The sequence below is a fragment of the Rathayibacter rubneri genome, assembly GCF_023743255.1.
Classification (GTDB): Bacteria; Actinomycetota; Actinomycetes; order Actinomycetales; family Microbacteriaceae; genus Rathayibacter; species Rathayibacter rubneri.
This window is the reverse complement of sequence record NZ_JAMRYM010000001.1, coordinates 19,357-35,796: the sequence shown is the minus strand read 5'-3', so window position 1 is coordinate 35,796 and position 16,440 is coordinate 19,357. Positions and strand designations below refer to the sequence as shown.

Genomic DNA, 16,440 nt, shown 5'->3' with positions numbered 1-16,440 from the left:
CATGGCCGTCACGACGCTCGAGCCGAAGCTCTTCGACCAGGTCGAGGAAGCCCTCAAGGACGTCATGGATCCCGAGCTCGGGATCAACGTCGTCGACCTGGGCCTGATCTACGACCTCGGCTGGGACGACGAGAACGACGCCCTGGTCATCCACATGACGCTCACCTCGGCGGGCTGCCCGCTGACCGACGTGCTCGAGGAGCAGACCGCCGAGTCGCTCGACGGCATCGTCGAGGCGTTCCGGATCAACTGGGTCTGGATGCCGCCGTGGGGTCCCGAGCGGATCACGGACGACGGCCGCGACATGATGCGCGCGCTCGGCTTCTCGATCTGAGGCGGGTACGGCGAAGGGCCGGGAGGATCATCCTCCCGGCCCTCCGCCGTACCCGCGAGCGGTGTCAGCTCGAGCGGCGTCGCAGCAGCGCCCAGGTCGTCGGCAGCAGGGCCGCCGCGACCAGGATCTTGAGGGCGTCGCCGACGAGGAACGGCACGAGTCCGGCGTTCAGCACCGAGCCGAGGTCTGCCGGGTAGCCGAGCGAGCTCAGCGCGGTCGCCAGCCAGGGGAGACCGACCAGGTAGATGGTCGCCGTTCCGGCGAGGAAGGTGACGAGCGTGCCGACCACGCGACGGTCCCACTGCCGCTGCGCGAGCCATCCGGTCACGATCGCGGCGAGGACGAAGCCGACGATGTACCCGCCCGTCGGGCCGGCGAGGACGGCCCAGCCGCTCGAGCCCTCGGTGAAGACCGGGACTCCGAGAGCGCCGACGAGGGCGTAGACGCCCATCGAGAGCGCGCCGCGGACGGCGCCGAGCGTGGTGCCCACGAGCAGCACGGCGAAGGTCTGCCCGGTGATCGGGACGGGCCACATCGGGATGTAGAGCTGCGCCATCCCGGCGGTGAGCGCCGCCGCGGCGACGACGAGAACGAGATCGGTGACGATCGAGCGTGCGAACAGGCGGTCGGCGAGGACCGGTCGCGACGGAGCGAGCGAATAGCTGGACATGAGTGTCTCCAAAGGCCGTGTCGCGCAGGAGCGGGGAACGAGAGCGGCCGAGGACGGGACACCCGTCCGCGCTGAGCGGACGTGAACCCGCTCCGCGGCTCAGGAAATATACTAGGGGGCTGCCGCATCGCGGCCCTTTGCCCCAGACCTCCCGAAGCGACCGCCAATTCTTGGCGAGAACGGACAGCACTGTGCTGAGCGTGCACGATCTCGAACTCCGAGTCGGCGCCCGACTCCTGATGGAGAACGTCTCCTTCCGGGTGGGCGACGGCGACAAGGTGGGCCTCGTCGGCCGCAACGGAGCGGGGAAGACGACGCTGACGAAGGTCCTCGCGGGCGACCTGATCGCCGCGAAGGGCACGGTCGACCGCGGCGGCGAGATCGGGTACCTCCCGCAGGACCCGCGCTCGGGAGACCCGGAGGAGCTTGCCCGCACGCGCATCCTCGACGCCCGCGGCCTCGGCTCGCTGGTGGTCGGCATGACGGAGGCGACCGAGGCGATGTCGAGCAGCGACCCGGTCGTGAGCGCGGCGGGCATGAAGAAGTACGGCAACCTCACCGACCGCTTCCTCGCCCTGGGCGGGTACGCGGCCGAGGCCGAGGCCGCGTCCATCGCGAGCAACCTCAACCTGCCGGACCGCATCCTCGACCAGCCGTTGAAGACGCTGTCGGGTGGTCAGCGGCGGCGCATCGAGCTCGCGCGCATCCTCTTCTCAGACGCCAGCACCCTGATCCTCGACGAGCCGACCAACCACCTCGACGCGGACTCCGTCGTCTGGCTGCGGGAGTTCCTCAAGAACTACCGCGGCGGATTCATCGTGATCAGCCACGACATCGAGCTCGTCGGCGAGACGGTCAACCGCGTGTTCTACCTCGACGCCAACCGCCAGGTCATCGACGTCTACAACATGAACTGGAAGAACTACCAGCGCCAGCGCGCCGCCGACGAGGAGCGTCGCAAGAAGGAGCGCGCGAACGTCGAGAAGAAGGCCGGTGCGCTGCAGCTCCAGGCGGCCCGCTTCGGGGCGAAGGCGTCGAAGGCCGCCGCGGCCCACCAGATGGTGGCGCGCGCCGAGAAGATGATGAGCGGCCTCGAGGAGGTGCGCGCCGTCGATCGTGTCGCGAAGCTGCGCTTCCCGACTCCGATGCCCTGCGGCCGCACCCCGCTCCAGGCGGAGAACCTCTCGAAGAGCTACGGCTCGCTCGAGATCTTCACCGCCGTCGATCTGGCGATCGACCGCGGCTCGAAGGTCGTGATCCTCGGACTGAACGGCGCGGGCAAGACCACGCTGCTCCGGATCCTCGGGGGCGTGGACGCTCCTGACACCGGGGTCATCGAGGCGGGCCACGGGCTGCGCATCGGCTACTACGCGCAGGAGCACGAGACCATCGACGTGAAGCGCTCGGTGCTCGAGAACATGGTGTCGAGCAGCCCGAACCTCACCGAGACCGAGGCGCGCCGCGTGCTGGGCTCGTTCCTGTTCACGGGCGACGACTCCCACAAGCCGGCGGGCGTGCTCTCGGGCGGGGAGAAGACCCGCCTCGCGCTCGCGATGATCGTCGTCTCGGGTGCCAACGTGCTGCTGCTCGACGAGCCGACCAACAACCTCGACCCTGCGAGCCGCGACGAGATCCTCGACGCTCTGGCGCACTACGAGGGAGCGGTCGTCCTGGTCAGCCACGACGAGGGTGCCGTCGAGGCGCTGAACCCCGAGCGGGTGCTCATCATGCCCGAGGGCACCGAGGACCACTGGACCTCGGACTACCTCGACCTGATCATGCTGGCCTGAGGACGGCCCGGGCCGCCCGGTCGCGCCAGCGGGCGGGGTCAGCGGCGCGCGTCGAGGAGCTCGTCCTCGATCTCGGCGTCGCTGCGGCCGCGCTTCAGGCGCCGCTGCTCCCGCCGCTGCTCTGCCGCCACGACCTCGGGATCGTCGGCGTTGCGCAGTCGGTACTCGTGCCGCACCGCCCAACCGAGACCGCCGAAGCCCATCAGTGCGAACAGCACCCACTGGATGGCGTAGCTGATGTGCAGTCCCTCGTCGGCGACCGGCTTCAGCTCGGCGAGCGGGGGAGTGTCGATCGGCTGCGGATCCTCCGCGACGAGCAGGCCGAAAGCACTCGTGCGGACGGGTTCGTCCAGCTGCGCGCCGAGGTCCTCGAGCTGGATGGTCGCGATCTGCCCCGCGGGAGCCGAGCGGCCCTCGATGCGACCCTCGCTCGGCTGGAGGCGGGCGGTGACGGTCACCTCTCCGTCGGGCGGAGCGGGCACCGCGTCGGGGGAGTCCTGCTCCTGGCCGACCGGGACCCAGCCGCGATCGACGACGAAGACGCTGCCGTCGCCGAGCCGTAGCGGCGTGAGCACCTCGAAGCCGGGGTTGCCGTTGTACGGGCGGTTGCGGACGAGCGTCTCGTCCTGCGTCTCGTACACCCCCGTCACCTCGACGGGGCGGTACTCGAGCGCGTCGTCCCACGGGTCGTCGCGGCCGATCAGGCCGTCCAGCGGAACGGGATCCGCAGTCCAGTTCTCGGTGACCAGCCGGTTCGTCGTCGCGGCCTCGTCCAGGCGCGCGACCTGCCAGCGCGAGAGCAGCACGCAGGCGACCGCGAACACCACGGCCAGCGCGAGGTAGCCGAACCACCGACGGGAGAGGACGAAGCGCCAGGAGGGCCTCGGCGCGGAAGCGGTCAACGCGTCGTCCCCCGGTCGGTCGTGTAGAGCGGTCTCACCTCGAGCGGGAACTCCCGTGCGGCGAGGAACTCGCGGAGGAACTCGAGGTGCTCACCGCAGGCGAGCCAGGTCTTGCGCCGGTCCTCCGCGTGGATCCGCGGATTCCGCCACTCTACGGCCCAGGTCGCCGTCGTGGTGCAGCCCGCTCGCGAGCAGGTGTGCTGATCGGGCGTCATGCCGAGCGGGATCACGGCCTGTCCGCCGGCGGCTCGCCGCCCTCGGCGCTCGGGCTGCTGTCGGGCACGGGTGCGGGCGGCGGCACGGGTCGGGAGAGGACGATCGCCCCGGGGCGCTGGACGTTCCCGCTCTCGCCGACCCCGCCCACGTTGGCGAGCACGACGGCGAAGTAGGGGAGGACGATCGCGCCGATCGCGAAGAAGGCGAGCCACCAGCCCTGGGCGAAGATGAGGCAGATCACGCAGACCATGCGGATGCCCATCGCGATGGAGTACCTGATCGCGCGCGCACGGCGCTCCGCGGTCGGTGACGGCGGGAGGGAGGTGAGCGATTCGCGAGGTTTCACAGCTGTACAAGCCTACGTCGCGCGCGTGGGAGCGGAGCGGTGAGGACGGGATCTCCGGATGTGTTGCGCAGGTCGCCCCTAGGATGTACGGGTCGTCCGGCGTCACCTGCGCGTCGGCAGGAGGGACACCATGACCACGCCCCGCACCGTCCTCGTCACCGGAGGCAACCGAGGGATCGGCTACGCGATCGCCGAGGAGTTCGTGGCCGCGGGGCACCGGGTCGCGGTCACCGCCCGCTCCGGGTCGGGACCGGCCGGCTCGCTGACCGTCGTCGCCGATGTCACCGACTCCGCCTCCGTCGACGCCGCGTTCACCCAGGTGGAGGCGGAGCTGGGCCCGGTCGAGGTCGTCGTCGCGAACGCGGGCATCACCCGCGACACGCTCCTGCTGCGCATGAGCGAGGACGACTTCACCTCGGTCCTCGACACGAACCTCACCGGGGCGTTCCGAGTCGTCAAGCGCGCGTCGAAGGGCATGCTCAAGCAGCGGTTCGGCCGTGTCGTGCTGATCTCGAGCGTCGTGGGCCTGTACGGCTCGCCCGGGCAGATCAACTACTCCTCGTCCAAGGCGGCCCTGGTGGGCTTCGCGCGGTCGCTCACCCGCGAGCTGGGTGCGCGGAACATCACCGCGAACGTCGTCGCGCCCGGGTTCATCGAGACCGACATGACGGCCGAGCTCCCGGCCGAGCAGCAGGCCGAGTACCGGAGGAACATCCCGCTCGGCCGCTACGGGACCGCGGCCGAGGTGGCGAAGGTCACGCGCTGGCTCGCGGGGGACGAGGCGGCGTACATCTCCGGAGCCGTCATCCCCGTCGACGGCGGCCTCGGAATGGGCCACTGACCGATCAGGTCAGGGCTTATATCGGTCGGATATCAGCCCTAAGCTGATGCGATGAGCGCAGCCGAGGTCATCACCGTCCTGGTCGACCTGGTCGGGTCGCGCCGCATCGAGGACCGCGAGGCCGTCCAGCGGGAGGTCGAGCGCGGGTTCGCCGAGGTCGACGAGGCGGTACCGCCGCTCGAGCCGCTCCATCCGACGGTGGGCGACGAGTTCCAGGCCGTCTACTCGACCCTCCCGGCGGCGCTGGCCGCCACCCTCCTGGCGCGGCTCTCGCTGCCTGCGGGAGTCGACTGCCGGATCGGCCTCGGCCGAGGCGAGGTCCGCGTCATCGGGACCGGAGTCGCCGGAGGGCTGCAGGACGGTCCGGGCTGGTGGCGGGCGAGAGAGGCGATCGACCGTGCGCACCGGCTCGAGGACGGCGCCGTGCCCACCGCACGCGGATGGTTCGTCGGCTCCGATTCACCGGGCCCGGAGGAGGCCGCCGTCAACGCGTACCTGCTCGCACGGGACGCGCTCGTCGCCCCCCTGAGTCCGCGTGACCGCCGGCTCGTCCTCGGGACCGCGCGTGCGGTCCCGCAGAAGGTCCTCGCGGAGCAGGAGTCGATCTCGCAGTCCGCGGTGTCGCAGGCCCTGCGCCGGGCCGGCGCACAGGCTCTGCTCACCGGGTCGAGGCTGCTGGAGGACGCGTGCTGACGGCCCTGCTGCTCGTCCTGGTCGGCGGGTCGGACGTGCTGCGCACCCACCTCGGCCGCACGGCGGCGACGATCGCGATCGTCGTCCTCGGCGCGGCGGTGGCGGTCGCCGCGGTGGCGGGCCTGGGCGCCCCGGTCGTCGGAGCGGTGGTCGTCGTCGGCCTCGCCGCCCTCTGGCTCCTCGTCTCCACCACCGAGGCCGGGCGCCGCCCGCCCGGAGGGGTGCGGGCCGTCGTCGGCCTGGCGGTCGCCGTTCTCGCGCTCACCGTCGTCGACCGCGCCGCGCCCGGCCTCGAGGGTCCCCTCGTCGATGCCTGGACCGCTCTCGATCCTCCCGCTCGCGGCCGATCGCTCGAGCAGGTCCTCCTCGCCGTCGGCGCCGCACTGCTCCTGCTCGAGACCGGGAACGTGATCGTGCGCGCCGCCCTCTACCGCGAGACCGTGCCGGGCGCCGAGCGTGCGACCGTCCGCCGCGGCTTCTCGCTCCGGGCCCGGTTCGCACGTCCTGCCGAGCAGGAGGTGCCGCAGCCCGACCTCCGCGGCGGTCGTGCGATCGGCCCCCTCGAGCGGATCCTGGTCGCCGGACTCACCCTGTCCGGCGCGATCGGGCTCGCCGGCGCCGTCTTCGCCGCCAAGGGCATCGTGCGCTTCCCCGAGATCTCCCGGGACGGCGATCGCGGCTCGAAGGCCGAGTACTTCCTGGTCGGCTCGCTCGTCAGCTGGACGCTGGCCCTGGCGTGCGCCGCGCTCGTCGCCCTCGCGGGAGAGTGACGCGCACCCTCAGCCCCGCAGGCCCAGGACCGGCAGCAGCTGGCTGAGGTCGATGCCGTCCACCACCAGGTCCGCGCGCTCGCGCACCAGCGGCTTGGCGTTGAAGGCGACGGCGAGGGCGGCGGTGGCCATCATCTCGAGGTCGTTCGCCCCGTCGCCGATCGCGACGGTGCGCCGTACGGGCACGCCGGCGTCCGCCGCCCACTCGAGGAGGGCGGCCGCCTTCGCATGGGCATCGACGACCGGCCCGTCGACCGCTCCGGTCAGCACGCCGTCGCGCTGGGCGAGGCGGTTCGCCCGGGCGTAGTCGAGCCCGAGCTCCTCGGCGACGGGATCGAGCACCTCGTGGAACCCGCCGGAGACGACGCCGATGCGGCCGCCCGCCGCGTGCACCCCCGCGACCAGCTCCTGCACGCCGGGAGTGACCCGAAGCCCGGCCCGGACGCTCGCGCAGACGCTCTCGGGGACGCCCGCCAGCGTCGCGACACGCTCGCGCAGGCTCTCGCCGAAGTCGATCTCGCCGCGCATGGCGCGCGCGGTGACCTCGGCGACCTGCTCCTCGGAGCCCGCGTGAGCGGCGAGCAGCTCGATCACCTCGTCCTGCAGGAGGGTCGAATCGGCGTCGAGGACGACGAGGAAGCGGGCAGGCGTCGCGGGACGCTCACTCATGAGGGGCCAATCGGTCGGCCGCGCGCCGGTCTCGCCGGTCGCGCGGAGGCGCAGTGCTCTCGGCCCGCTGGGGTGCTACGGGCGGACGACGACGCCCTTGCCGACGACGGTGATCCCCGAGTCGGTGACGGTGAACCCGCGCTCGCGATCGTGGTCGTGGTCGACGCCGACACGCGCGCCGGGCTCGACGACGACGTCCTTGTCGAGGATAGCGCGCACCACCAGGGCGTCCGGGCCGATGCGGACCTTGTCGAAGACCACGGAGTCGCTCACGGTCGCGTTCGACTCGATGACGGTCCACGGGCCCACGACGCTGCGCTCGATGTGCGCTCCGGAGATCACCGTGCCGAGCGAGACGACGGAGTCGACGGTCGAGCCCATGTTGCCCTTGCCGTCGCGGACGATCTTCGCCGGCGGCGAGTTGAGCTGCGACGAGAAAATGGGCCACTGCTGGTTGTAGAGGTTGAAGACGGGCAGGGCCGAGATGAGGTCCTGGTGCGCCTCGAAGAAGGAGTCGATGGTGCCCACGTCGCGCCAGTAGTAGCGGTCGCGGTCGGTGGACCCGGGGACCTCGTTGAGCTTGAGGTCGTAGACGCCCGCCTCGCCGCGTGCGACGAAGTCGGGGATGATGTCGCCGCCCATGTCGTGCGCGGAGGTCGAGAGCTCGCCGTCGCGGATGACCGCGTCGATGAGGGCGTCGGCGTCGAAGACGTAGTTGCCCATCGAGGCCAGGACCTCGTGAGGGGAGTCGGCCAGGCCGACCGGGTCCTTGGGCTTCTCGAGGAACTCGGCGATCTTCGTGGGGACGATCCCGTCGCCCGCCTCGTCGCCCGCGAGCTGGATGACGCCGAACTGGTCGGCGAGCTCGATCGGCTGGCGGATCGCGGCGACCGTGGCCTTCGCGCCCGACGCGATGTGCGCGGCGATCATCTGCGAGAAGTCCATCCGGTACACGTGATCGGCGCCGACCACGACGACGATGTCGGGCTTCTCGTCGCGAATGAGGTTGAGGCTCTGCAGGATCGCGTCGGCCGAGCCGCTGAACCACCGCTTGCCCAGCCGCTGCTGCGCCGGCACGGAGGCGACGTACGAGTTGAGGAGGCCGGACAGGCGCCAGGTCTGCGAGACGTGGCGGTCGAGCGAGTGCGACTTGTACTGCGTCAGCACGACGATCTGCGTGAGCCCCGAGTTGATGAGATTCGACAGCGCGAAGTCGATCAGACGGTACTGGCCGCCGAACGGGACCGCGGGCTTCGCCCGGTCGGCCGTCAGGGGCATGAGCCGCTTGCCCTCGCCGCCGGCGAGGACGATGCCGAAGATCTTCTTTGACTGCATGGCTCAACAGTAGGGGGTGGGGCCGCGCGCGGGACCACGGCTGTCGCCGGGGAATCCGCTGTACTACGGTTCGGGTGTGCGAGTCGATCTGCTGACCAAGGAATATCCGCCCGAGGTGTACGGGGGAGCGGGCGTCCATGTCGCCGAGCTCACCAAGGCGCTGCGCAGCGACCTCGAGGTCGTGGTCCGCTGCTTCGGTGCCCCGCGGGACGAGCCCGGGGCGTTCGCGTACCCCGTGCCGGCGGAGCTCGCGCAGGCCAACGGAGCGCTGCAGACCCTGGGCGTCGATCTGCAGATCGCGCAGGACGCGGCGGGCGCCGACCTCGTCCACTCCCACACCTGGTACGCGAACGCGGCCGGCCGCCTGGCGCAGCTGCTCCACGGCATCCCGCACGTCGTCTCGGCCCACAGCCTCGAGCCGCTGCGACCCTGGAAGGCCGAGCAGCTCGGCGGCGGGTACCGCGTGTCGAGCTGGATCGAGCGCGAGGCGTACGAGAGCGCCGACGCGGTGATCGCCGTCTCGGGCGGGATGCGCGCGGACATCCTCCGCTCCTACCCCGCGCTGGACCCGGCGAAGGTGCACGTGGTCTACAACGGCATCGACCTCGACGCCTGGCACCCCGTCGACGACACGGCCGTGCTCGAGGGACTCGGCATCGATCCGTCTCGCCCCTCCGTGGTGTTCGTCGGCCGCATCACCCGGCAGAAGGGGCTGCCCTACCTCCTGCGCGCGGCGGCGACCCTGCCTCCCGAGGTGCAGCTCGTGCTCTGCGCGGGTGCTCCCGACACCCCCGAGATCATGGCGGAGGTCACCGCCCTGGTGCGCGGGCTCCAGGAGGAGCGGACCGGCGTCGTCTGGATCGACCGCCACCTGCCCCGCCACGAGCTCTCCGCTGTGCTGACCGCGGCGACGACGTTCGTCTGCCCCTCGATCTACGAGCCGCTGGGCATCGTGAACCTCGAGGCGATGGCGTGCGGAGCCGCTGTCGTGGGCACCGCGACCGGAGGCATCCCGGAGGTCGTCGTCGACGGCGTCACCGGGCGCCTGGTCCCGATCGAGCAGGTGACCGACGGCACCGGCACGCCGGTGGACCCCGACAGGTACGTCGCCGACCTCGCGGCGGTCCTCGCCGAGGTCGTGGCGGACCCGGAAGCCGCCAAGCGCATGGGTGCGGCGGGTCGCGAGCGCGCGCAGAGCGACTTCAGCTGGACGCAGATCGCGCGCGACACCCGGGCGATCTACGAGTCGCTCGTCTGATCCCTCCGCCCGCTCCCTTTAGGATTGGACGCATGCCCAGCGTCGTCTCGTTCTCCGATGTCTCCTTCGTCCGGAACGGCAAGCGGATCCTCGATCACATCGAGTGGGCCGTGGCCGAGGAGGACCGCTGGGTCGTCCTCGGACCCAACGGGGCGGGCAAGACGTCGATCCTCCAGATCGCCGCGGCGCAGAACTACCCGTCCAGCGGCACGGCGCAGATCCTCGACGAGACCCTCGGCCGCGTCGACGTCTTCGAGCTGCGCCCGCGGATCGGCTACGCGTCGACTGCGATGGCGCGTCGCCTGCCGGCCGACGAGTCGGTGCTCGACGTCGTGATGACCGCCGCCTACTCGGTCACCGGGCGCTGGAAAGAGTCGTACGACGCGGTCGACGAGCGGCGCGCGCGCCGGGTGCTGGCCGAGTGGAAGCTCGACCACCTCGCGGAGCGCACCTTCGGCACTCTCTCGGACGGTGAGCAGAAGCGCGTGCAGATCGCGCGCGCCATCATGACCGACCCCGAGCTCCTCCTGCTCGACGAGCCCGCTGCGAGCCTCGACCTCGGCGCCCGCGAGGAGCTCGTGCAGCTGCTCGGAGGCTTCGCGAAGGATCCGGCCTCCCCGGCGATCGTCATGGTCACGCACCACGTCGAGGAGATCCCCGAGGGCTTCACCCACGCACTCCTGCTGCGCGATGGCGCGGTCGTCGCCTCCGGTCCGCTGGCCGAGGCCCTCACCGAGCAGACCCTGTCGGACACCTTCGGCCTCGACATCGCCCTCACCCGCGAGGACGGCCGCTACTCCGCTCGCGCCCGCAGCTGAGCGCCCCGCCGACATCGGGTCGGGCGCTCCTTCTGGGGGCCGCTCCGATCTGCTATTCTCGGTAGCTGGTTCGGGCCCGTTCTCGTGCGCCCACCACCTCTTCCACCCGTTCCCGTCGACGACAGGTGCGGTTCAGGACCAACGAGCGACAGGACACGACCATGAAGACCGATATCCACCCCGAGTACTCCGCGATCGTCTTCCGCGACCTCGCCTCCGGTGAGACCTTCCTCACCCGCTCGACCGCGAAGAGCAGCAAGACCATCGAGCTCGACGGCGTCACCTACCCGGTCATCGACGTCGAGATCTCGTCGGCCTCGCACCCGTTCTACACGGGCAAGCAGCGCATCATGGACTCCGCCGGCCGCGTCGAGAAGTTCAACAGCCGCTACAAGAACTTCGGCAAGTAGCACGTCCTCCGAAGGGCCCTCGACCTCGCGGTCGGGGGCCCTTCGTCGTCCCGTCGGGCGGTGGTAGCGTCCGGGCATGGTGTCCTTCGCCGACAAGCCGATCCTGCCGTTCGTCACCGCCGCGCAGTGGGACGAGTACCTCGCGGACGCCCCCGACCCCGGCGGCGTGCGGCTGAAGCTGCGGAAGAAGGCGGCCGTCGAACCCGGCCTGACCTACGCCGAGGCGCTCGACGTCGCTCTCTGCCACGGCTGGATCGACGGGCAGGCGGGAGCCTTCGACGAGCAGTTCAAGCTCCAGGCGTTCACTCCTCGCCGGCGGGCGAGCCCCTGGTCGCAGGTGAACCGCGAGCACGTCGCCCGACTGCTCGAGGAGGGACGCATCCGGCCCGCCGGACTCGCTGAGATCGAGCGGGCGAAGACCGACGGGCGCTGGGACGCGGCGTATCGGCAGAAGGGCGCGGAGGTGCCTCCCGACCTGCTCGCGGCCCTCGAGGCGGATCCGACGGCCCGCGCCTTCTTCGACACGGTCGGCGGGCAGAAGCGCTTCGCGTTCCTCTTCCGGCTGCAGCAGCTCAAGCGCCCGGAGTCGCGTGAGCGCAGGATCAGGGAGTACGTCGAGCTGCTGCACGACGGCCGCACGCTCACCTGAGCGCGGCGGCTCAGTGGCGGACGGGCCACTCCCCGTCGGCGACGAACGACTCGTCGCGCACCCGGCGCATGTACTCCTGGAACGACTCGGCCTGGTCGCGGCACCAGTCGATCTGCAGGGAGTGCAGGGCGTCGGCGCCGACTCCGAGCTCGTCGGCGAACGCGCGGCCCAGCGCCTGGGCGACCCGACCGGCGGCGACGGCGTCGGCTCCGGCGTCGTGCGCCTCGGTGAGGCTCACTCCGTAGTGCTCGGCGGCGAGGGTGAGCGTGCGCTTGCCCCTGCGGTAGCGGTCGACCGCCTTGTCGATGACGAGCGGGTCGATGACGGGGCTCGGATCGATGAGCACCGGCACGCCCCACCGGCGCGCCTCGTGCGCCAGGAGCGAGAGGTCGTAGGGGGCGTTGTAGACGACGACCGGGACGCCCCGAGCGAGCAGGGAGCGCAGGGCCTCCGACACCTCGGCGACGACCTCGCCCGCGGGGCGGCCGTGCGCCCGGGCGTGCTCGGTGCTGATGCCGTGGACCGCGCTGGCGCCCGCGGGGATCTCGACGCCGGGATCGGCGAGCCAGGTGGTGCCCTCGATCGGCTCGCCGTCGGCTCCGATCACGCCCACGTGCGCGGTGACGATGCGACTCGTGCGCACGTCGATGCCCGTGGTCTCGAGGTCGAAGACGGCCAGCAGATCGAACCAGGGCGCACCCTCCGCGGGAGCGAGCTCCGCGCCGCCCCGGAGAGGTGCGGCATCGTGCCCGAGGACTCCGTCGGTGAACGCGTCGTGATCGAACAGGGTCGGCTCGGTCGCTGCGGTGATGCTCACGCGGACAGCCTAGGCGGGGCCTCCGACATCGGCCGGAAGCCCCGCGGGCGCGGGTCAGCGCTCGTGACCCGCCTTGGCGACGTGGAGCCAGAAGAAGCCCTGTGTGCCAAGCGTCATGGTCAGCGTGCCGTCCTCGGAGAAGCCGGGGAAGCGGCCGCCGCCGAAGAGATCGCTCAGCGTCGATCCCGGGTTCTCGGGGTCGGTGATGGTGACCGACACCGGGTTGTGGTTGAAGCTGAAGACGCAGAGCACCTCCTCCGGCTGGTCGCCCATGGCGCTCCCGGAGCCCGCGTAGTCGCGGACGAAGGCGAGCACCGACTCGTGGTCGGTCTCGAGCACGCGCATGGAGCCCAGGCCGAAGGCCGGGTGCCCGCGGCGCACGTGCAGCACGTTCCGCATCCAGTGCAGGAGGGAGCGGGACTGGGCGAGCTGCGCCTCCACGTTGACCTGGTTGTAGTGGTAGACGAGCGACTGCACGATCGGCTGCACGAGCTTGCCGGGGTCGGCAGCCGAGAAGCCGGCGTTGCGGTCGGGCGTCCACTGCATCGGCGTGCGGGAGGCGTCGCGGTCGTTGAGCCAGATGTTGTCGCCCATCCCGATCTCGTCGCCGTAGTAGAGGAACGGGCTGCCCGCGAGCGAGAAGAGCAGGGCGTTGATCAGCTCGAGCTCGGCGCGGGAGTTGTCGAGCAGCGGCGCGAGGCGGCGCCGGATGCCGATGTTGGAGCGCATCCGCGGGTCGTAGGCGTACCAGCCGTACATCGCCTGGCGGTACTCCTCGGAGACCATCTCGAGCGTGAGCTCGTCGTGGTTGCGCAGGAACACGCCCCACGCGGCTCCGGTGGGGATGTCGAAGGTCTCGGACAGGACCTTCTTCAGCTCGTTGGCCGTCTGCGCGCGGAGCGAGTAGAAGATGCGGGGCATGACCGGGAAGTCGAAGGCCATGTGGCACTCCGGCTCCTCCTCGGTGCCGAAGAACGCGGCGACCTCGCGCGGCCACTGGTTCGCCTCCGCGATCAGGATCCGGCCGGGGTAGTCGCGGTCGACCATCTGGCGGAGGTTCTTGATGAAGTCGTGCGTCGGCGGCTCGCCCTCGCCGTTGCCCTCGTCGGACTCGTAGAGGTACGGGATCGCGTCCAGGCGGATGCCGTCGACACCGAGGTCGAGCCAGAACTTGACCACGTCGTGGATCGCCTCGTGCACGGCCGGGTTCTCGAAGTTGAGGTCCGGCTGGTGCGAGAAGAAGCGGTGGAAGTAGAACTGGCGGCGCTCGGAGTCGAAGGCCCAGTTCGAGTCCTCGGTGTCGACGAAGATGATGCGGATGTCGGGGTAGCGGTCGTCGGTGTCGTTCCAGACGTAGAAGTCGCCGTAGGGGCCCTCGGGGTCGGATCGCGACTGCTGGAACCACTCGTGCTGGTCGCTGGTGTGGTTCAGCGGGAAGTCCATGACGATGCGCATGTTGCGCTCGTGCGCCTTGCGCACCAGATCGCGGAAGTCCTCCATCGTGCCGAACTCGGGGAGGATCGCCTTGAAGTCCGAGACGTCGTAGCCGCCGTCGCGCAGCGGCGACATGTAGAAGGGCGGCAGCCAGAGCGCGTCGATGCCGAGCCACTGCAGGTAGTCGAGCTTGGACGCCAGTCCGTTGATGTCGCCGGCGCCGTCCCCGTTCGAGTCGTAGTACGACCGGATCATGACCTCGTAGAACACCGCACGGCGGTACCACTGGGGATCGAGGGCGAGTCCGGGGAGTTGGATCGGCGACGTGAAGCTCACGGTGCTCCTTCTGCTGCTGCCTGAGCGGATGACCGTCACGAGGACGGGGCGGTGCGTCGCGATGCGAGCGCGTGTTCATGCTCCCGGCTCGGATCGCGGCCACGCAAGGCGTTGCGGCGAGAAGTTCGGGGAGCTTTGCCTACGATGGGGTACCGAGATGACCGTCGCTTCGCCCTACGCCGCCGACCTCGGACGACTCCCGATCCGGGAGGCCTCCGCGGCCGTCTCCGGGGCGTCCACCGCCTACTGGACCTACGGTTCCGACGATGCTGCGACGGTGATCGTCCTGGTGCACGGCTTCCGCGGCGAGCACCACGGCCTCGAGCCCGTGATCGCCCGGCTGCTGGCCGGCGGGGCGGACGTCCGGGTTATCGCCCCTGACCTGCCCGGCTTCGGCGCCTCGCCGCCGATGACCGCCCACGCGCACGACGTCGACGGTTACGCGGCCTGGCTCGGGGAGTTCCTCGGCGCGCTGGGGCTGCGCGGCGAGGCGGTCGTGCTCGGTCACTCCTTCGGCTCGATCGTCGCGGCCGCGGCCGTCGCGGGCGGGCTGCCGACCCCCCTGCTCGTGCTGGTGAATCCGATCTCCGCCCCCGCGCTCGCCGGGCCCCGCGGGGTGCTCACCCGGCTGGCCGTTCTCTACTACCGGCTCGGCGCCGTGCTCCCGCGGGCGCTGGGCTACCGGCTCCTGCGCGATCCGCTCGTCGTGCGGATCATGAGCCTCTCGATGGTGAAGACGAGGGAGCCGGCTCTGCGGCGCTTCGTGCACGATCAGCACGACCGCTACTTCAGCGCGTTCGCGTCGCGCGACACGGTGCTGGAGGCCTTCCGCGCCTCCGTCTCGCACGATGTCGGCGAGTACGCCGCCCGGATCACGGTGCCGACGCAGCTCATCGCCGCCGCGCAGGACGACATCACGCCGATCGCCGCGCAGCACCGGCTCCTCGAGGCGCTGCCCCACGCGCGCCTGCACGTGATCGACGGCGTCGGCCACCTCATCCACTACGAGACCCCCGACGAGGCCGCCGCCGTCGTCCGCCGCGCCCTCGAGGAGGGGATCGACCGATGAGGATCGTCGTCGACTGCCGGTACACCCGCCTCGAGCGCCACGACGGCATCAGCCGCTACACGGCCGAGCTCGTGCGCGAGCTGTCGGCCCTGCACGACGTGACGATGCTGATCAGCGATCGCCGGCAGCTCGCGATGCTGCCCGATCTGCCGTGGGAGAGGGTGACGTCCCCGACGGGCCCGTTCGAGCCGTTCGTCGCGCTGCTCGTGAACCGGCTGAAACCCGACGTGGTCTTCTCGCCGATGCAGACCATGGGGTCGCTCGGTCGCCGCTACCGGCTCGTGCTCACGGTCCACGACCTCATCTACTACCGCCACCGCACGCCTCCGCGCGATCTGCCGCTGCCCGTGCGGGGACTGTGGCGGCTGTACCACCTCGCCTGGTGGCCGCAGCGCCGGCTCCTGCAGCGCGCGGACGCCGTGGTGACGGTGTCGGAGACGACCCGCACCCTGATCCGGGAGCACCGCCTCACCACGCGACCCGTCGTCGTCGTCCCGAACGCCGCGTCGGCTCCGGACGAGGCCAGCGCAGCCCTCGCCGCCTCGCTGCCCGATCGCTCGGGGGCGCGCTCGCTCGTCTACATGGGCTCGTACATGCCCTACAAGAACGTCGAGACGCTGGCGCGCGCCATGCGCCTCCTGCCCGACTACGAGCTGCACCTGATGAGCCGGGCGAGCGAGGAGACCGTCGAGACGCTGCGCTCGCTCGCGCCCACGGCGAAGCTGGTGTTCCACCAGGGGGCGGACGACGCCACCTACCGCTCGGTGCTCGCCCGGGCGAGCGCGCTCGTCAGCGCGAGCCGGGACGAGGGATTCGGGATCCCCCTGGTCGAGGCCATGGCGCTCGGCACGCCGGTCGTAGTGAGCGACATCCCGATCTTCCGCGAGATCGCCGGAGACGCCGCGGTGCTGGTCGATCCCACGAGCGCCGAGGATGTCGCGCGGGGCGTGCGGACCCTCGAGGACCCGGTGCTCTGGCGGGAGCGATCCGCCCGCTCGCGCGAGCGCGCCGCGGCGTACTCGTGGCGGCACTCCGCCCGCACGCTCTTCGAGCTGCTGACGGACCTCGGCCGCCGCTGAGAGC

19 protein-coding genes are annotated in these 16,440 nt (G+C 71.1%); 11 read left to right on the top strand and 8 right to left on the bottom strand.

The window, feature by feature from the left end:
- Position 1 precedes the first annotated feature (1 nt).
- A complete protein-coding gene (locus NB037_RS00160) occupies positions 2 to 334 on the top strand; it encodes a metal-sulfur cluster assembly factor (protein WP_055792004.1) in 333 nt (110 codons plus the stop codon).
- 64 nt (positions 335 to 398) lie between these two features.
- Here NB037_RS00160 and NB037_RS00155 read toward each other — a convergent pair whose 3' ends face one another.
- Positions 399 to 1,004 carry a biotin transporter BioY gene (locus NB037_RS00155; protein ID WP_251942514.1) on the bottom strand — a complete coding sequence of 202 codons (606 nt, stop codon included), beginning with the start codon at positions 1,002 to 1,004 and terminating at the stop codon, positions 399 to 401.
- Positions 1,005 to 1,195: 191 nt separating this feature from the next.
- On the opposite strand from NB037_RS00155, the gene abc-f reads away from it, so the two are divergent.
- On the top strand, positions 1,196 to 2,794 hold the full coding sequence (gene abc-f / locus NB037_RS00150; RefSeq protein WP_251942512.1) for a ribosomal protection-like ABC-F family protein: 1,599 nt from the start codon (positions 1,196 to 1,198) through the stop codon (positions 2,792 to 2,794).
- Between the two features lie 38 nt (positions 2,795 to 2,832).
- Here the strand turns inward: abc-f and NB037_RS00145 are convergent, their stop codons facing one another.
- The 3 genes from NB037_RS00145 to NB037_RS00135 are packed head-to-tail and all read right to left on the bottom strand — an operon-like array spanning position 2,833 to position 4,258.
- Complete coding sequence (locus NB037_RS00145; RefSeq protein ID WP_251942510.1) at positions 2,833 to 3,696, bottom strand: SURF1 family cytochrome oxidase biogenesis protein; 864 nt, start codon at positions 3,694 to 3,696, stop codon at positions 2,833 to 2,835.
- Positions 3,693 to 3,911, bottom strand: a complete 219-nt coding sequence (locus NB037_RS00140; protein ID WP_251942508.1) for a hypothetical protein — start codon at positions 3,909 to 3,911, stop codon at positions 3,693 to 3,695. Before NB037_RS00140 ends, NB037_RS00145 begins: the two co-directional genes overlap by 4 nt.
- An 11-nt stretch (positions 3,912 to 3,922) precedes the next feature.
- Positions 3,923 to 4,258: a DUF3099 domain-containing protein gene (locus tag NB037_RS00135; RefSeq protein WP_251942506.1), complete on the bottom strand. Its 336-nt coding sequence runs from the start codon at positions 4,256 to 4,258 to the stop codon at positions 3,923 to 3,925.
- A 130-nt stretch (positions 4,259 to 4,388) separates the two neighbouring features.
- Between NB037_RS00135 and NB037_RS00130 the strand changes: the two genes are divergently transcribed.
- Genes NB037_RS00130 through NB037_RS00120 form a run of 3 tightly spaced genes read left to right on the top strand, consistent with a single transcriptional unit; the run spans position 4,389 to position 6,562 of the window.
- The gene (locus NB037_RS00130; protein ID WP_251942504.1) at positions 4,389 to 5,099 is read left to right on the top strand and encodes a beta-ketoacyl-ACP reductase; all 711 of its coding nucleotides are present in this window, start codon (positions 4,389 to 4,391) and stop codon (positions 5,097 to 5,099) included.
- Positions 5,100 to 5,150: 51 nt separating this feature from the next.
- Positions 5,151 to 5,792, top strand: a complete 642-nt coding sequence (locus NB037_RS00125) for a SatD family protein (RefSeq protein ID WP_251942502.1) — start codon at positions 5,151 to 5,153, stop codon at positions 5,790 to 5,792.
- Entirely contained in the window at positions 5,786 to 6,562 is a 777-nt protein-coding gene (locus tag NB037_RS00120; RefSeq protein WP_251942499.1) for a hypothetical protein, read from the top strand. The genes NB037_RS00125 and NB037_RS00120 overlap by 7 nt, the downstream gene beginning before the upstream one ends.
- 9 nt (positions 6,563 to 6,571) lie before the next feature.
- Here NB037_RS00120 and serB read toward each other — a convergent pair whose 3' ends face one another.
- Positions 6,572 to 7,231 (bottom strand): phosphoserine phosphatase SerB, encoded by a 660-nt coding sequence (gene serB, locus NB037_RS00115; RefSeq protein WP_251942497.1) that lies wholly within the window; start codon positions 7,229 to 7,231, stop codon positions 6,572 to 6,574.
- A gap of 75 nt (positions 7,232 to 7,306) precedes the next feature.
- A complete protein-coding gene (locus NB037_RS00110) occupies positions 7,307 to 8,566 on the bottom strand; it encodes a glucose-1-phosphate adenylyltransferase (protein WP_251942495.1) in 1,260 nt (419 codons plus the stop codon).
- Between the two features lie 76 nt (positions 8,567 to 8,642).
- Here NB037_RS00110 and glgA point away from each other — a divergent pair, with 76 nt between their 5' ends.
- The 4 genes from glgA to NB037_RS00090 all read left to right on the top strand — a co-directional run bounded on the left by glgA (position 8,643) and on the right by NB037_RS00090 (position 11,701).
- Complete coding sequence (gene glgA, locus NB037_RS00105; RefSeq protein WP_251942492.1) at positions 8,643 to 9,824, top strand: glycogen synthase; 1,182 nt, start codon at positions 8,643 to 8,645, stop codon at positions 9,822 to 9,824.
- Between the two features lie 32 nt (positions 9,825 to 9,856).
- Positions 9,857 to 10,642, top strand: coding sequence for an ABC transporter ATP-binding protein (locus NB037_RS00100; RefSeq protein WP_251942491.1), 786 nt, complete (start codon positions 9,857 to 9,859; stop codon positions 10,640 to 10,642).
- A 161-nt stretch (positions 10,643 to 10,803) separates the two neighbouring features.
- Positions 10,804 to 11,052, top strand: coding sequence for a type B 50S ribosomal protein L31 (locus NB037_RS00095; protein ID WP_068253003.1), 249 nt, complete (start codon positions 10,804 to 10,806; stop codon positions 11,050 to 11,052).
- A gap of 76 nt (positions 11,053 to 11,128) precedes the next feature.
- Entirely contained in the window at positions 11,129 to 11,701 is a 573-nt protein-coding gene (locus NB037_RS00090; RefSeq protein WP_251942488.1) for a YdeI/OmpD-associated family protein, read from the top strand.
- A 10-nt stretch (positions 11,702 to 11,711) separates the two neighbouring features.
- On the opposite strand, the gene NB037_RS00085 is transcribed toward NB037_RS00090, so the two are convergent.
- Both NB037_RS00085 and treS read right to left on the bottom strand, forming a co-directional pair.
- Positions 11,712 to 12,383 (bottom strand): 3'-5' exonuclease, encoded by a 672-nt coding sequence (locus NB037_RS00085; protein WP_251942748.1) that lies wholly within the window; start codon positions 12,381 to 12,383, stop codon positions 11,712 to 11,714.
- Between the two features lie 189 nt (positions 12,384 to 12,572).
- Positions 12,573 to 14,288: a maltose alpha-D-glucosyltransferase gene (treS, locus tag NB037_RS00080; protein WP_207402592.1), complete on the bottom strand. Its 1,716-nt coding sequence runs from the start codon at positions 14,286 to 14,288 to the stop codon at positions 12,573 to 12,575.
- Between the two features lie 157 nt (positions 14,289 to 14,445).
- Here treS and NB037_RS00075 point away from each other — a divergent pair, with 157 nt between their 5' ends.
- Entirely contained in the window at positions 14,446 to 15,357 is a 912-nt protein-coding gene (locus tag NB037_RS00075) for an alpha/beta fold hydrolase (protein WP_251942486.1), read from the top strand.
- Positions 15,354 to 16,436 carry a glycosyltransferase family 4 protein gene (locus NB037_RS00070; protein WP_251942484.1) on the top strand — a complete coding sequence of 361 codons (1,083 nt, stop codon included), beginning with the start codon at positions 15,354 to 15,356 and terminating at the stop codon, positions 16,434 to 16,436. Before NB037_RS00075 ends, NB037_RS00070 begins: the two co-directional genes overlap by 4 nt.
- Positions 16,437 to 16,440 lie beyond the last annotated feature (4 nt).

Excerpts from the sequence above, each read along its gene's own strand:
- NB037_RS00160 (WP_055792004.1), top strand. The coding sequence starts at position 2 with ATGGCCGTCACGACGCTCGAGCCGAAGCTCTTCGACCAGGTCGAGGAA.
- NB037_RS00155 (WP_251942514.1), bottom strand. The coding sequence starts at position 1,004 with ATGTCCAGCTATTCGCTCGCTCCGTCGCGACCGGTCCTCGCCGACCGC.
- NB037_RS00140 (WP_251942508.1), bottom strand. The coding sequence starts at position 3,911 with ATGACGCCCGATCAGCACACCTGCTCGCGAGCGGGCTGCACCACGACG.
- NB037_RS00130 (WP_251942504.1), top strand. The coding sequence starts at position 4,389 with ATGACCACGCCCCGCACCGTCCTCGTCACCGGAGGCAACCGAGGGATC.
- NB037_RS00125 (WP_251942502.1), top strand. The coding sequence starts at position 5,151 with ATGAGCGCAGCCGAGGTCATCACCGTCCTGGTCGACCTGGTCGGGTCG.
- serB (WP_251942497.1), bottom strand. The coding sequence starts at position 7,231 with ATGAGTGAGCGTCCCGCGACGCCTGCCCGCTTCCTCGTCGTCCTCGAC.
- NB037_RS00110 (WP_251942495.1), bottom strand. The coding sequence starts at position 8,566 with ATGCAGTCAAAGAAGATCTTCGGCATCGTCCTCGCCGGCGGCGAGGGC.
- NB037_RS00100 (WP_251942491.1), top strand. The coding sequence starts at position 9,857 with ATGCCCAGCGTCGTCTCGTTCTCCGATGTCTCCTTCGTCCGGAACGGC.
- NB037_RS00095 (WP_068253003.1), top strand. The coding sequence starts at position 10,804 with ATGAAGACCGATATCCACCCCGAGTACTCCGCGATCGTCTTCCGCGAC.
- NB037_RS00090 (WP_251942488.1), top strand. The coding sequence starts at position 11,129 with ATGGTGTCCTTCGCCGACAAGCCGATCCTGCCGTTCGTCACCGCCGCG.
- NB037_RS00075 (WP_251942486.1), top strand. The coding sequence starts at position 14,446 with ATGACCGTCGCTTCGCCCTACGCCGCCGACCTCGGACGACTCCCGATC.
- NB037_RS00070 (WP_251942484.1), top strand. The coding sequence starts at position 15,354 with ATGAGGATCGTCGTCGACTGCCGGTACACCCGCCTCGAGCGCCACGAC.